We start from the raw sequence: 12,959 nt of genomic DNA on the forward strand, positions 1-12,959 counted from the left end.
CCAGACCTTCGACCTGATGGAACATCGGCGTGTGGGTCTGGTCATAGTCGGCACGGTAGACGCCACCGGGGCAGATGATGCGCAGGGGCGCGCCTTCGGCCTCCATCGTGCGGATCTGCACGGGGCTGGTGTGGGTGCGCAGCACGTGGGGCGGACGGTCGTCGCCCTCGGCACGGGCCATATAGAACGTGTCCATCTCGGCGCGTGCGGGGTGGTGGCCGGGGATGTTCAGCGCGTCGAAGTTATACCAATCGGTGTCGATGCGCGGGCCTTCGGCGACAGAGAATCCCAGCTCGGCGAAGATCGCGGTCACTTCCTCGGTCACCTGGCTGACGGGGTGGATCGAGCCCTGACGCGTCGCCCGCGTGGGCAGTGTCACGTCCAGCCATTCGCTGCGCAGACGTTCATCAAGGGCCGCATCCCCAAGCGCTGCTTTCTTCGCGGCAATGGCGGAGTTGATCTCGTCCTTGAGCGCGTTCAGCGCGGGGCCGACTGTCTGGCGTTCTTCGGGCGTCATACGGCCCAGCTCGCGCATCTTCAGGGCGACTTCGCCCTTTTTACCCACGGCGGCCAGACGGATGTCCTCCAACGCGGCTTCGTCGGCGGCACCAGCGATCTGGCCCAGATATTTCGCTTTCAGGTCGTCCATATCGGCCTCATGTCTTTTGCTCGGGCTGGTGCTAGCAGAATTGGCCCCGAATACAAGCGGCAGGGCCATGTGAAGCGGGTCTTGTGATGCTGAAACCGCGGGCACATAGTGGCGCAAACCATCAAGGGGGTGCCGCGCGTGGCCGAGATTTTACAACCCGACGGCAACCCGTCCCTGCCCCGACCTGTCACACGGCCCTGGCTGGCGCTGCTTGGCCTGACGCTGGGGGTGACGGTCACCAACGGGTTCGCGCGCTTTGCCTACGGGCTGATCCTGCCCGCGATGAAGACCGAGCTGGACTGGACCTATGCGCAGGCGGGCTGGCTGAACACGGCGAATGCCCTTGGCTATATCATCGGCGCAGTGCTGACGCTGCTGCTGATCGGGCGCATCGCGCCTGCGCGGTTGTTCGGGTTCGGCATGGTGACCACGACGCTGACGCTGCTGGCGACGGGGTACGAGGCGACGATGGGCTGGCAGACCTTCTGGCGGATCGCGGCGGGGGTGTTCGGGGCAATGTCCTTTTCCACCGCAGGGGTGCTGACCGCGCGGCTGTTTCCGGGCGACGCGCGCCGCAATGCGCTGGCGATCGCGATCCTGTTCGGCGCGGGCGGCGGTATCGGGATCATGCTGGCAGGCGCGTCCCTGCCCCTGATGATAGAGTTCTGGGGCACCGGATCATGGCGCTATGGCTGGTATATCATCGGCGCGATCAGCGTCGCCTGCCTGCCCCTGTCCCTATGGGCCGCGGCGCGTTTGTCGGTGCCTGCACAGCGCAACACGGCGGCCGGCGGCATCAAGCTGCACCTGATCTGGAGAGAGCTTGCAGGCTACGTCGGTTTTGCCATGGGATACATCGTCTATCTGACGTTCCTGTCGGCGTGGATGACGGATCAACAGGCACCGGCGCTGCTGATCTCGGCGGTGTGGATCATCATGGGGGTGGCGCTGATCGCCTCGCCCTTCGTCTGGCGCGGGGTATTGGCGCGGCACGCTTCGGGCAAGCCCTTGGCGATGATCCTGACCGGCATCGCAATCGGATCGGCGCTGCCGCTCGTCCTGCCCGCGGGTGGGGCCGTGGTGATTTCAGCCGTGGTGTTCGGGCTTTGCGTCTTCATGGCCCCTGGCGCGATCACCAGCTTTATCCGCCAGAACCTGCCTGCCGAAAGCTGGGCCGCCGCGATGAGCCTGTTCACCGTGGTCTTTGCCATCGCGCAGACCGCAGGCCCCTTCGCCGCCGGTGCCTTGGGCGACCTGACGGGCAATATCGGGTCCAGCCTCCTGGCTGCCGCTGCGATCCTGCTGACAGGGGCCGCTGTGGTGGTGTTTCAAAAACCGCTGCCGCAACAAGACCCCAGCTGATCACCGCTCAAACGCAAAACGCCGCCCCGATGTCAGGGCGGCGTTCTAAAACTTCTGATCGGCAAAGGGCGCTTACGCGGCCAGTGCGTCTTGTGCTTGCTTCACGATGGCACCGAATGCTTCGGGCTCGTTGATGGCCAGGTCGGACAGAACCTTCCGGTCCACTTCGATACCAGCCAGGGACAGACCATTGATGAAGCGGCTGTATGTCAGTGCTTCGTCGTGGCTGCGCACAGCGGCGTTGATCCGCTGGATCCACAATGCGCGGAAGTTCCGCTTGCGGTTCTTACGGTCGCGCGTGGCGTATTGGTTGGCTTTGTCGACCGCCTGACGGGCGACCTTAAAGGTGTTCTTGCGGCGGCCATAGTAACCTTTGGCTGCTTTGATTACCTTTTTGTGACGGGCGTGGGTAACGACACCACCTTTTGTACGGGACATATCGGCTCTCCTATCTTAGCGGTCGTAGGGCATGAAGCCCTTGATGATCTTGGCGTCGGGTGCAGACAAAGCTGTTGTCCCACGCGCGTCACGGATGAATTTTTTCGTCCGTTTGATCATACCATGCTGTTTGCCAGCCTGACCGCCGATGACCTTGCCGGTCGCCGAGATCTTAAAGCGCTTCTTGGCGCTCGATTTCGTCTTCATCTTGGGCATTTCCGTCTCCTTAACTTGAGTTCGGTAGGTGCGCGACTCGGCATGCCACGAAGGCCGGACGCGCGGAACGAAGCTGGCGTATAGGAGGGACAGGGGCCCAAAGCAAGGGCAAAAGCGCGAAACGCCTGCGCTTACCAGAACTTGTAGCGCGCAATCACATGCAAAACGGCGTCTGGCACGTCTTCCAACGCATAGCCGCCCGGATGGGTGTTGATGGCATAGACAATCATCCCGCCCGCGATCAGCACCGTCAACGCCGACGCGCGCGGCGCACGGCCATCAGAGAAGGCCGACACGACAGAGGGGATAGAAAGCACAGCAAGGGCAAGACCAATCACCAAAATCAGATCAGTATCCATTATTCCTGCCCTTGCTCGATATATTCTTGTTACCTGACCAGAGGTTATTCCGGATCAGTATTAAAAATCAATCGTTCGTCGCAGGGTGCGACGCGCAGGATATTTGTGCTGCCCTCGACGTTGAAAGGCACGCCTGCGGTGACAACGATCATATCCTCCGGCCCGGCATAGCCTTCGTCACGGGCAACGCGTGCGGCGCTGACCACGGCCATCTTGAAGCGTTCCAGCGTACCGGTCTGAACGCAATTGACGCCCCAGGTGAGCGCCAGACGGCGCGCGGTCTTGACTAGGGGCGTCAGCGCGATGATCGGTACCCGCGGGCGTTCACGTGCGGTCAACAGCGCCGTGGTCCCGCTTTGGGTGAAGCAACAGATTGCCTTGATGTTCGCGGTTTCCGCAATCTCGCGTGCAGCGGCGACAATACCGTCCGCAACGGTCATGCGGTCCACCTTGCGCGACGATTCGATAATCTGGGTGTAGGTCGGGTCCTGCTCTACCTCGGTGGCCACGTTATCCATCGTGCGCACCGCCTCGACCGGATAGGCACCGGCCGCGGATTCCGCCGACAACATCACCGCATCGGCCCCTTCATAAATGGCGGTCGCGACATCTGATACCTCGGCCCGGGTGGGGATCGGGCTTTCGATCATCGATTCCAGCATCTGCGTCGCCACGATCACCGGCTTTGCCGCCGCACGGCATTTGCGCACCAGTCGTTTCTGGATCGGCGGCACGTTCTGCACCGGCAGTTCAACCCCCAGATCACCGCGCGCGACCATGATACCGTCGCTCACCGCCAGGATGTCCTCGAACCGGTCCACGGCCGACGGCTTTTCGATCTTGCTCAGCAATGCGGCACGGCCCTTGGCTAGGTCGCGCGCCTCGGTCACATCTTCGGGGCGCTGCACAAAGCTCAGCGCCAGCCAGTCGACCCCCAGCTCGCACACGAATTCCAGATCGGCGCGGTCTTTTTCCGACAGGGCGGCCAGCGGCAGCACCACATCCGGCACGTTCACGCCTTTGCGGTTAGAGATCACGCCGCCGATCATCACTTCGCACTCCGCGAAATCGGGACCGCATTCCTTGACCTTCAGGCGGATCTTGCCGTCATTGACCAACAGCGATGCGCCCGGTTCAAGCGCCTGGAAAATCTCGGGGTGCGGCAGGCACACGCGGCGGGCATTGCCCTCTGCCTCGTCCAGATCCAGCCGGAAGGACGCGCCCTCGACCAGCAATTCGCTGTCCCCCGAAAAGACACCCACACGCAGCTTTGGCCCCTGAAGATCCGCGAGAATACCGATCGTGGATCCCGTTTCCTCTTCGATCTGGCGGATGATCTGGTGCTTGATCCGGATTTCGTCATGGCTGCCGTGGCTCATGTTCAACCGGAACACATCCGCGCCCGCGTGAAACAGTGCCGATATCGTCTCGTGCGTGTCCGAGGCCGGACCCAAGGTGGCAACTACTTTGACATTCCGCGTGCGTTTCATACTGGTGACGTCCCTTTTCATCTGCGGGCTTTGGAAGCCCCTGCGCTTATTGCCACGGGTCTAACACGCGCGGCGGTCAGAGTGGATAGTAAATAAGTTAGCGTTAACATGTGTTAGCGTTAACACTTAGCGAAGATCGCCCGCCCCGTCTATGCCCACCACAGTATGACAGCACGATGACAGCGGGCGGCGGAAGGCCGTGCCACATTCACGGCCCGCCGCCTTGAACCCGCACCGGCCAACCCATAGCTTGGCCCCACCCCACACGCAGGAGAGCATAATGCCCACACAACAGGAAATCGAACTTCAGGCTGCGGCGTTTCGCCGGCTGCAACAGCACCTGATGCAAGACCGCACGGACGTGCAGAACATCGACATGATGAACCTGGCCGGATTTTGCCGCAACTGCCTGTCGCGCTGGTATCAAGAAGCCGCAAACGAACGCGGGATCGACATGGGCAAGGAAGAAGCGCGCGAGCTGTTCTACGGCATGACCATGGACGCATGGAAAGCCAACTATCAGACCGACGCGCAGGACGCGCAGAAAGAGGCGTTCAAGGTCGCCTTCGAACAGAACGTCGGCGAAAAGGGCTGACCGCGCGCAGCCAGCCCCTTGGCAAGGCGGGTTAGACCGCCGCCTTGCGCATCTCGTCCAGATAGATCTCGCGCAGCCGCGGCGCGACCTTGCCCGGTGTTCCATCGCCCAGGGCCACGCCGTCGATCTCGACCACGGGCATGACAAAGGCGCTGGCGGAGGTGGTAAACGCCTCATCCGCCTGCTGCGCTTCGTGGATGGTAAAGTTACGCTCTTCCACCACCATCTGCGCCTCTTTGGCAAAACGCAGAACCGCAGCGCGGGTGATGCCGTGCAAAATCTCGTTGCTCAGGGCGCGGGTGATGATCTTGTTGCCCATCACGATATAGGCGTTGTTGCTGGTGCCTTCGGTGACAAAGCCGTCCTCGACCATCCAGGCATCATCGCAGCCCGCTTTCTTGGCCATCATCTTGCCCATCGACGGATACAGCAGCTGCACCGTCTTGATGTCGCGACGGCCCCAGCGGATGTCTTCGATGCTGATGATCTTGGCACCTTTCTTGGCGGCGGGGCTGTCGGCCAGACCGGGCTTGGACTGAGTGAACAAGACAATCGTCGGCTCTGTCGTCTCGGGATCGGGGAAGGCAAAGTCGCGGTCCCCGTCCGACCCGCGGGTGATCTGCAAATAGATCAGCCCCTCGTCGATCTCGTTCACGCGCACCAGTTCGCGGTGGACCTCCAGCAGGTCCTCCTTCGAGATCGGGTTGCGCATCTGTAGCTCGTTCAACGACCGGCTGAGCCGGATGGCATGGCCGTCAAAGTCGATCAGCTTGCCGTCCAGCACGCTGGTGACCTCATAGACCCCGTCCGCCATCAGAAACCCGCGATCAAAAATCGAAACCTTGGCTTCGGTCTCGGGCAGGTATTCGCCGTTCACATATACAGTCCGCATGTCTTATCCCCAAAGCTTGGCCGCAGGCGGATGCACCCCGGCGGCGTCAAATGTCAAAGCGTTGTCGCGGTCTTCGGCCAGAAGCAGCGGGCCGTCAAGGTCCACGACCTTTGCTCCCTGCGCCACCAGCACCGCCGGCGCCATCGCAAGCGATGACCCGACCATGCACCCCACCATGACCTCATAGCCCTGCGCGACAGCCGCATCGCGCAGCGCCAGCGCCTCGGTCAGACCACCGGTCTTGTCCAGCTTGACGTTGACCACATCGTATTTGCCCTTCAGCGCAGCAAGGCTCGCACGGTCATGACAGCTTTCATCGGCACAGACCGGCACGGGCCGCTCCATCCCGACGAGCGCATCGTCATCCCCTGCGGGCAAAGGCTGTTCAACCAATGACACACCCAGCCGCACCAGATGCGGCGCAAGATCGGCGTATACCGCGGCCGACCAGCCCTCATTCGCATCGATGATGATCTGCGCGTCAGGCGCACCGGCGCGCACAGCTTCAAGGCGAGGCATATCATCCGGCGTGCCCAGCTTGATCTTCAACAGCGGGCGATGCGCATGCAAGGCCGCCTGTTCGCGCATCTTTTCGGGGCTATCCAACGACAGGGTAAAGGCCGTGATCTCGGGCCCCGGTCGCGCCAGCCCCGCCAGTTCCCACACAGGTTTGCCCGCCTGCTTGGCGTGCAGATCCCACAGGGCACAATCCACTGCATTGCGCGCGGCACCAGCCGGCAGCAGGTCATACAGCGCATCACGCGTCAACGGCCCGCGCAGCGCTTCGATCTCTGCCGTGACCGACTCCAGCGTCTCGCCGTACCGGGCATAGGGCACACATTCGCCCCACCCCGTCACGCCGCCATCGGTGATCCGCACCGTGAGCACCTGCGCCTCGGTCCGCGATCCACGCGAAATGGTAAAGACCTGCGCCAGCCGAAAGACATCCCGGCTTACCTCAATACGCATATCCGCTCCTTCATTTTGCCACTTAAACTCTCCCCGAAGGGCCGATCAGAGGGCTGCCAAAGCCTCCGCCAATCTTGCGGCACCTTGGCGGAACGGGTCCACGGCTGGCAAGCCCAAGCGTTGTTCAACCTCGGCCAGATAGGCATCTGCCTCTGCCTCCGACAGATGCTGGGTGTTGATCGAGATACCGACCACCTGACAGCCTGCGTTGGCAACCTTTGCCAGCGTCAGCGCCACGTCGCGCACTTCTTCCAACGTCGGCAGCGTGTAGTCGGGCAGACCGCGCATGGTCTTGCGGGTCGGCTCGTGACACAGGATCAACGCATCGGGTTGGCCGCCGTGGATCAGCGCCATGGTGACACCGGAATAGGACACGTGGAACAGGCTGCCCTGCCCTTCGATGATATCCCAGTGATCATCGTCATTGTCGGGGGTCAGATACTCGATCGAGCCGGCCATGAAATCCGCGATCACCGCATCCAAAGGCACACCTTCGCCGGTGATCAGAATGCCGGTCTGGCCCGTCGCGCGGAAGCTGCTTTTCAGCCCCTTCTCTTTCATCGCCGCGTCCAGCGCCAGCGCGGTATACATCTTGCCGACCGAACAATCGGTGCCGACCGCCAGCACGCGCTTGCCGCTGCGTTTGACGCCATTCGCAATCGGGTACTGCACCGACGGGATACGCACGTCATGCAAGCTGCGCCCGTGTTTCTCGGCGGCGGCCACGAGCTCTGGCTCGTTGCGCAGCAGGTTATGCAAGCCGGATGCCAGATCGAAACCGGCCTCCAGCGCGTCGACCAGCACGGCGCGCCATGTGGCGCTGATGGTGCCCCCGCGGTTGGCGACGCCAATCACCAAGGTCTGCGCGCCTGCCTCTTTCGCTTGCGCAAGCGTCATATCGGTCAGACCCAGATCCGCCTTGCACCCGTCCAGCCGCAGCTGACCGACGGCATTTTCAGGACGCCAGTCCTTGATGCCCTGTGCCACTTTAACCGCAAGGTGATCCGGCGCGTCGCCCAGAAAAAGAAGATAAGGTGTTTTGATCATGATCACATGCTCCTGCAATTTGGCTTTGGCTCAGTTTCGCAGCCTTTCGGCGCGATAAGGTTGCAAATGAGTGGTGGGTGCAAGAGATGGCGCAGAAATTTTGCAGGTATCTGCCGATGCGAGCAAGAACTGTGCACAGAAATTCAGCCGCTGATGCTGCAGGTGCGAGATCACCCTTGCAGGGCGCAGCGCAATTTAATACCACCCAAGGCAAGCAAGTCGTAACTTTATTACTCAAGGATTCCGCATATGAGCTTTCGCATCCAGCCTACAGCACCTGCACGTCCCAACCGCTGCCAATTGTTCGGCCCCGGTTCGCGCCCGGCAATCTTCGAAAAAATGGCAAGTTCCGACGCCGATGTGATCAACCTTGATCTGGAAGACAGCGTCGCCCCCACAGACAAGGACAGCGCCCGCGCCAATATCATCAAGGCGATCAGCGATGTAGACTGGGGCGACAAGACGTTGTCCGTGCGGATCAACGGGCTGGATACACCTTACTGGTACCGCGATGTCGTCGACCTGCTGGAGCAAGCGGGCGAGCGTCTGGACCAGATCATGATCCCCAAGGTCGGCTGCGCCGCTGACGTATATACTGTCGACGCGCTGGTTACGGCGATCGAAACCGCCAAGGGCCGCACCAAGAAAATCTCGTTCGAGGTGATTATCGAATCGGCCGCAGGCATCGCCCACGTCGAAGAGATCGCCGCCGCCAGCCCGCGCCTGCAAGCGATGAGCCTTGGTGCCGCCGACTTTGCCGCCTCGATGGGGATGCAGACGACCGGCATCGGTGGCACGCAGGAAAACTATTACATGCTGCGCGACGGGGCGAAGCATTGGTCCGATCCGTGGCATTGGGCGCAGACCGCCATTGTCGCCGCCTGCCGGACCCATGGCGTGCTGCCGGTCGACGGTCCGTTCGGTGATTTCTCGGACGACGAAGGCTACCGCGCGCAGGCGCGCCGGTCGGCGACCCTGGGCATGGTCGGCAAATGGGCCATCCACCCCAAGCAGATCGCCGTCGCGAACGAGGTGTTCACCCCCTCCGACGAAGCCGTCGCCGAAGCGCGCGAGATTCTGGCCGCGATGGAAACGGCCAAGGCCAACGGCGAAGGCGCGACCGTCTACAAGGGCCGTTTGGTCGATATCGCCAGCATCAAACAGGCCGAAGTCATCGTGCGCCAGTCCGAGATGATCGCCTCGCGCTAACCCCGCGATACTGAACAGCGGCGCGAGGCGACCCTCGCGCCGCGCCACCTCCCCCGCAGCAAAGCGGGCTTGGCATGCCCCGCGGCTTGGGGCATCAAGGCAGCATGACCATCGATGTCCTCTCTGCGCTCGCGCTTTTCGCGCTGATCACCTCTATCACGCCGGGGCCGAACAACCTGATGCTGATGGCATCGGGCGCAAATTTCGGCTTTGCGCGCACGGTGCCGCATATGATGGGCATCACCCTTGGTTTTATGGTCATGTTGCTGCTGGTGGGCTTTGGCCTGATCCGGGTGTTTGACGCCTTTCCCGTCATCTATTCGGTGCTCAAGATCCTGAGCCTGATTTATCTGATCTACCTTGCCTATAAGATCGCCACCGCCGCCCCGGTGCAAAGCGCAGACCCGAACGCCAAACCGCTGAGCTTTCTGCAAGCGGCGGGGTTTCAATGGGTCAACCCCAAGGCCTGGGCCTTCGGGCTCAGTATCATCACGATCTACGTGCCCTCTGCCGGCATATTGCCGCTGGTGATCACGGCGCTTGTCGTGGCGGTGATGGCGCTGCCGTCGGTCACCCTCTGGACCCTTCTTGGCGGGCAGATGGCCCGTTTTCTAACCAATCCCCGGCGTTTGCGGGTGTTTAACGTGACCATGGCCGCGCTGCTTGTGGCGTCGCTGCTGCCCGCCCTTTGGCCGGCCAGCTAACAGGTTCCGTTGCAAAGACCGCAAATCAACGCCATATAGCCCTGAACAAAGCGCGGAGCAGGTGATGACACAGTATCTGGATTTCGAAAAACCACTGGCCGAAGTGGAAGGCAAAGCGGAAGAGCTGCGCGCTCTGGCGCGGTCCTCCGAAGGGATGGACGTGAGCGCCGAAGCCAAAACACTGGACGAAAAAGCCCACCAAATGCTTGACGATCTGTACAAGTCGTTGACGCCGTGGCGCAAATGTCAGGTGGCACGTCACCCCGACCGGCCCCATTGCAAAGACTATATCGAGGCCCTGTTTACCGAATACACCCCGCTGGCGGGGGATCGGAACTTTGCCGATGATCTTGCGGTCATGGGCGGTCTGGCACGGTTCAACGACACGCCTGTCGTCGTGATCGGCCATGAAAAAGGCAACGACACCAAATCCCGTATCGAACGCAATTTCGGCATGGCCCGCCCCGAAGGCTACCGCAAAGCCGTGCGCCTGATGGAACTGGCCGACAAGTTCGGGCTGCCCGTGATCACGCTGGTGGACACCCCCGGTGCCTACCCCGGTAAAGGCGCGGAAGAGCGTGGCCAATCCGAAGCCATCGCCCGCGCGACCGAGAAATGCTTGCAGATCGGCGTGCCGCTGGTGTCTGTCATCATCGGTGAAGGTGGGTCAGGCGGGGCGGTTGCCTTTGCCACGGCGAACCGCGTCGCCATGCTGGAACATTCCGTCTATTCCGTGATCTCGCCCGAGGGCTGCGCATCGATCCTGTGGAAAGATGCCGAGAAAATGCGCGAGGCCGCCGAAGCGCTTCGCCTGACCGCGCAAGATCTGAAACAACTGGGCGTCAACGACCGCATCATCCCCGAACCCCGTGGCGGCGCGCATCGGGATCGGAAAGAGGCGATTGCATCGGTGCGCAAGGCGATTGCCGCGATGCTGGATGACCTGTCGGGCAAAGACCCAAAGGCGCTGGTGGCAGATCGTCGCAAGAAATTCCTCGACCTCGGGGCCAAGGGGCTGGCGGCGTAATCTACGCCGCCCGCTGGCGCATCACGTCGCCAGCATCCGCAGACCTTGGGTCACGTCGGTGCGCACTGCCAGCCGCAGACCGGGTTCGTCGCCCGCGCGCAGCGCCGCGATAATCAGCTTGTGAAAATGCGGCGGCTCTGTCCGTCTGAGCCGCCCGTAAAGCGCCCGCATCGTCGGACCCATCTGCAGCCAGACCGTTTCCGCCATCGCCAGCATCGCAGGGGCCTGCGCCCGCAGGTATAGCGTGCGATGAAACTCCAGATTGGTGCGAATATAGCTCACCGCGTCACGGTGGATCACCGCATCCGAGATGGCATTGTTGATCGCCTGCATCCGGTCGATCAGCGCAAGGTGGGCCCGTGGCAGGGCGCGGCTCGCAAGCTCCACCTCGATCAGGGCGCGCAGGGCGGCCAGTTCCTCGATCCGTTCGTTGCTCAGCTCCGGCGTCGATATCCGGCCAGAGGCCGACATGGTCAGCGCCCCTTCCGCCGCCAGCCGTCTCACGGCCTCTCGGGCGGGGGTCATCGACACCTCGTATTCCTTGCCGATTCCCCGCAGGGTCAGCGCCTGTCCCGGGGCCAGATCGCCGTGCATGATGCGGGTCCGCAACTGCCGATAGACACGGTCATGAGCCAAAGGATGCGCATCAAGGGGGCGAGGGTTCAGGTTCATATCGTCGTTGTGATCACGAATCGCCGCTGCGTCAATGGCGCAACGCGGGCGCGCCCTATGCCTGCGCGGTAAACTTGAACCGGTGCAGGTCGCTGCCGTGGGTGCGCAGCCAGCCACGCGCCTCTTGATAGGGTCCGTAAATCCGTTCGACCTCGGCCCAGAAGGCGGGCGAATGGTTCATTTGCGCCAGATGCGCGACCTCGTGGGCGGCGACGTAATCAAGCACGTCGGGCGGCGTCAGGATCAAGCGCCACGAAAACATCAGCCCCCCATCCGAGGTGCAAGACCCCCACCGCGACCGCGTATCCCGCAAGGTTAGCTTGCTGTACGGCCGCCCCAGCAGCGCGCTATAATCGTCGCAGGCCCCGGTCAGCCGGTCCCGCGCGAGCTCTTTCAAATGCGCAGCGAGCCGGGTCGGCACACGTGCCGCCGGGCCGGGCACGGAAATCGTATCGGTCCCCAGCACCACCCGCTTGCCCTGCCCGGCCTCCACCCGCAGCATCCGACCGCCCAAGGGAAACTCTGCCCCGATGCCCACCAGAACATCAGCGCCACGCGCTTCCAGATGTTGCCGAATCCACGCCTCCTTTTCGCGGGCAAAGGCGATTCCCTCTGCCTCTTTCAAGCGTTTCGGCATGGTAAGCGTCACCCGCCCATCCAGCTGCGATATCCGCAATGATATCCGCCGCGCCCGCGCAGAGCGGCGCAGGATCAGCGGGATAGGCGGGTTTCCGGGCAGGACAGGATCAGGCATTTCAGGGTTCCGGGTCGCGATGAGGTGGCGATTGCCTTTGACAGTGCCTATCTCATATGGCACTTGGCCTGAATCATCTATACGCAACAACACTTTCAAAAAGGGGACTTCGATGCCCAATGAAGAATGGGGAACCAAGCGCCTGTGCCCCACAACGGGCAAGCGGTTCTACGACCTGAACAAAGATCCGATCATCAGCCCTTACTCCGGCGAAGTGGTCGAGGTGGATAACTCCAAATCCCGCATGATCGCCGCAGACGCCGAAGATGCCGTCACAGCCAAAGCCAAAAAAGGCAACTCGGATGATGACGAGACATTGGTAGATGACGACGATGTAGATGTGGATCTGGACGACGACATCCTGGACGATGACGACGACGATGATGATACCGTTCCACTCGAAGAAATCGCCGACGTTGCATCCGACGACGAAGATTGATTGAATTTTGCGAGGGCGGGATAGATTTTCCTCTTGATCCCGCCTTCGCGACCGCCTATTCAGCGGCGCATCGGCCTTGAACGGTTGATACACTTCCCGGATCTCTGATCCACGATGGGGCCTTAGCTCAGCTGGGA

Annotated in this window: 15 protein-coding genes and 1 pseudogene; 6 read left to right on the forward strand and 10 right to left on the reverse strand. The window is 61.9% G+C overall.

Annotated elements, in window-relative coordinates:
- Positions 1-649: pseudogene (locus B4F27_RS10270) on the reverse strand (phenylalanine--tRNA ligase subunit alpha); the annotation flags it as partial.
- Between the two features lie 138 nt (positions 650-787).
- Between B4F27_RS10270 and B4F27_RS10275 the strand changes: the two are divergent.
- Positions 788-2,011, forward strand: a complete 1,224-nt coding sequence (locus tag B4F27_RS10275) for a YbfB/YjiJ family MFS transporter (RefSeq protein WP_286759613.1) — start codon at positions 788-790, stop codon at positions 2,009-2,011.
- A 72-nt stretch (positions 2,012-2,083) separates the two neighbouring features.
- On the opposite strand, the gene rplT is transcribed toward B4F27_RS10275, so the two are convergent.
- The 4 genes from rplT to pyk all read right to left on the reverse strand — a co-directional run bounded on the left by rplT (position 2,084) and on the right by pyk (position 4,514).
- Entirely contained in the window at positions 2,084-2,449 is a 366-nt protein-coding gene (gene rplT, locus B4F27_RS10280) for a 50S ribosomal protein L20 (protein ID WP_005851211.1), read from the reverse strand.
- 15 nt (positions 2,450-2,464) lie between these two features.
- Positions 2,465-2,665, reverse strand: a complete 201-nt coding sequence (rpmI, locus tag B4F27_RS10285) for a 50S ribosomal protein L35 (RefSeq protein ID WP_005851209.1) — start codon at positions 2,663-2,665, stop codon at positions 2,465-2,467.
- 131 nt (positions 2,666-2,796) lie between these two features.
- The gene (locus B4F27_RS10290) at positions 2,797-3,024 is read right to left on the reverse strand and encodes a hypothetical protein (RefSeq protein WP_005851207.1); all 228 of its coding nucleotides are present in this window, start codon (positions 3,022-3,024) and stop codon (positions 2,797-2,799) included.
- A gap of 44 nt (positions 3,025-3,068) precedes the next feature.
- Positions 3,069-4,514, reverse strand: coding sequence for a pyruvate kinase (pyk, locus tag B4F27_RS10295; RefSeq protein WP_278374852.1), 1,446 nt, complete (start codon positions 4,512-4,514; stop codon positions 3,069-3,071).
- Between the two features lie 280 nt (positions 4,515-4,794).
- On the opposite strand from pyk, the gene B4F27_RS10300 reads away from it, so the two are divergent.
- Positions 4,795-5,109 carry a DUF1244 domain-containing protein gene (locus tag B4F27_RS10300; protein ID WP_278424818.1) on the forward strand — a complete coding sequence of 105 codons (315 nt, stop codon included), beginning with the start codon at positions 4,795-4,797 and terminating at the stop codon, positions 5,107-5,109.
- A gap of 31 nt (positions 5,110-5,140) precedes the next feature.
- Here B4F27_RS10300 and B4F27_RS10305 read toward each other — a convergent pair whose 3' ends face one another.
- The 3 genes from B4F27_RS10305 to dgcN are packed head-to-tail and all read right to left on the reverse strand — an operon-like array spanning position 5,141 to position 8,017.
- Positions 5,141-6,001: a D-amino-acid transaminase gene (locus B4F27_RS10305; RefSeq protein WP_005851201.1), complete on the reverse strand. Its 861-nt coding sequence runs from the start codon at positions 5,999-6,001 to the stop codon at positions 5,141-5,143.
- A 3-nt stretch (positions 6,002-6,004) separates the two neighbouring features.
- Positions 6,005-6,970, reverse strand: a complete 966-nt coding sequence (gene dgcA / locus B4F27_RS10310; protein ID WP_286759614.1) for an N-acetyl-D-Glu racemase DgcA — start codon at positions 6,968-6,970, stop codon at positions 6,005-6,007.
- A gap of 45 nt (positions 6,971-7,015) precedes the next feature.
- Positions 7,016-8,017 (reverse strand): N-acetyltransferase DgcN, encoded by a 1,002-nt coding sequence (dgcN, locus tag B4F27_RS10315; protein WP_064216388.1) that lies wholly within the window; start codon positions 8,015-8,017, stop codon positions 7,016-7,018.
- Positions 8,018-8,266: 249 nt separating this feature from the next.
- Here dgcN and B4F27_RS10320 point away from each other — a divergent pair, with 249 nt between their 5' ends.
- From B4F27_RS10320 to B4F27_RS10330, 3 genes are all read left to right on the forward strand, one after another.
- Positions 8,267-9,226, forward strand: a complete 960-nt coding sequence (locus B4F27_RS10320; protein WP_037943086.1) for an L-malyl-CoA/beta-methylmalyl-CoA lyase — start codon at positions 8,267-8,269, stop codon at positions 9,224-9,226.
- A gap of 104 nt (positions 9,227-9,330) precedes the next feature.
- Positions 9,331-9,930 carry a LysE family translocator gene (locus B4F27_RS10325; protein ID WP_243251112.1) on the forward strand — a complete coding sequence of 200 codons (600 nt, stop codon included), beginning with the start codon at positions 9,331-9,333 and terminating at the stop codon, positions 9,928-9,930.
- Positions 9,931-9,994: 64 nt separating this feature from the next.
- The gene (locus tag B4F27_RS10330) at positions 9,995-10,957 is read left to right on the forward strand and encodes an acetyl-CoA carboxylase carboxyltransferase subunit alpha (RefSeq protein ID WP_005851191.1); all 963 of its coding nucleotides are present in this window, start codon (positions 9,995-9,997) and stop codon (positions 10,955-10,957) included.
- A 21-nt stretch (positions 10,958-10,978) separates the two neighbouring features.
- Here B4F27_RS10330 and B4F27_RS10335 read toward each other — a convergent pair whose 3' ends face one another.
- Both B4F27_RS10335 and B4F27_RS10340 read right to left on the reverse strand, forming a co-directional pair.
- Positions 10,979-11,629, reverse strand: coding sequence for a GntR family transcriptional regulator (locus B4F27_RS10335; RefSeq protein WP_005851189.1), 651 nt, complete (start codon positions 11,627-11,629; stop codon positions 10,979-10,981).
- A 55-nt stretch (positions 11,630-11,684) separates the two neighbouring features.
- Entirely contained in the window at positions 11,685-12,383 is a 699-nt protein-coding gene (locus tag B4F27_RS10340) for a M48 family metallopeptidase (protein WP_286759615.1), read from the reverse strand.
- 112 nt (positions 12,384-12,495) lie between these two features.
- Between B4F27_RS10340 and B4F27_RS10345 the strand changes: the two genes are divergently transcribed.
- Entirely contained in the window at positions 12,496-12,822 is a 327-nt protein-coding gene (locus B4F27_RS10345) for a TIGR02300 family protein (RefSeq protein WP_237278238.1), read from the forward strand.
- Positions 12,823-12,959 lie beyond the last annotated feature (137 nt).

Origin of the sequence: Sulfitobacter sp. UBA1132, from assembly GCF_002311545.1 — a bacterium.
Classification (GTDB): Bacteria; Pseudomonadota; Alphaproteobacteria; order Rhodobacterales; family Rhodobacteraceae; genus Sulfitobacter; species Sulfitobacter pontiacus.

Coding starts and splice junctions, on each gene's coding strand:
- rplT (WP_005851211.1), bottom strand. CDS start 2,449: ATGTCCCGTACAAAAGGTGGTGTCGTTACCCACGCCCGTCACAAAAAG.
- rpmI (WP_005851209.1), bottom strand. CDS start 2,665: ATGCCCAAGATGAAGACGAAATCGAGCGCCAAGAAGCGCTTTAAGATC.
- B4F27_RS10290 (WP_005851207.1), bottom strand. CDS start 3,024: ATGGATACTGATCTGATTTTGGTGATTGGTCTTGCCCTTGCTGTGCTT.
- pyk (WP_278374852.1), bottom strand. CDS start 4,514: ATGAAACGCACGCGGAATGTCAAAGTAGTTGCCACCTTGGGTCCGGCC.
- B4F27_RS10300 (WP_278424818.1), top strand. CDS start 4,795: ATGCCCACACAACAGGAAATCGAACTTCAGGCTGCGGCGTTTCGCCGG.
- B4F27_RS10305 (WP_005851201.1), bottom strand. CDS start 6,001: ATGCGGACTGTATATGTGAACGGCGAATACCTGCCCGAGACCGAAGCC.
- dgcA (WP_286759614.1), bottom strand. CDS start 6,970: ATGCGTATTGAGGTAAGCCGGGATGTCTTTCGGCTGGCGCAGGTCTTT.
- dgcN (WP_064216388.1), bottom strand. CDS start 8,017: ATGATCAAAACACCTTATCTTCTTTTTCTGGGCGACGCGCCGGATCAC.
- B4F27_RS10320 (WP_037943086.1), top strand. CDS start 8,267: ATGAGCTTTCGCATCCAGCCTACAGCACCTGCACGTCCCAACCGCTGC.
- B4F27_RS10325 (WP_243251112.1), top strand. CDS start 9,331: ATGACCATCGATGTCCTCTCTGCGCTCGCGCTTTTCGCGCTGATCACC.
- B4F27_RS10330 (WP_005851191.1), top strand. CDS start 9,995: ATGACACAGTATCTGGATTTCGAAAAACCACTGGCCGAAGTGGAAGGC.
- B4F27_RS10335 (WP_005851189.1), bottom strand. CDS start 11,629: ATGAACCTGAACCCTCGCCCCCTTGATGCGCATCCTTTGGCTCATGAC.
- B4F27_RS10340 (WP_286759615.1), bottom strand. CDS start 12,383: ATGCCTGATCCTGTCCTGCCCGGAAACCCGCCTATCCCGCTGATCCTG.
- B4F27_RS10345 (WP_237278238.1), top strand. CDS start 12,496: ATGCCCAATGAAGAATGGGGAACCAAGCGCCTGTGCCCCACAACGGGC.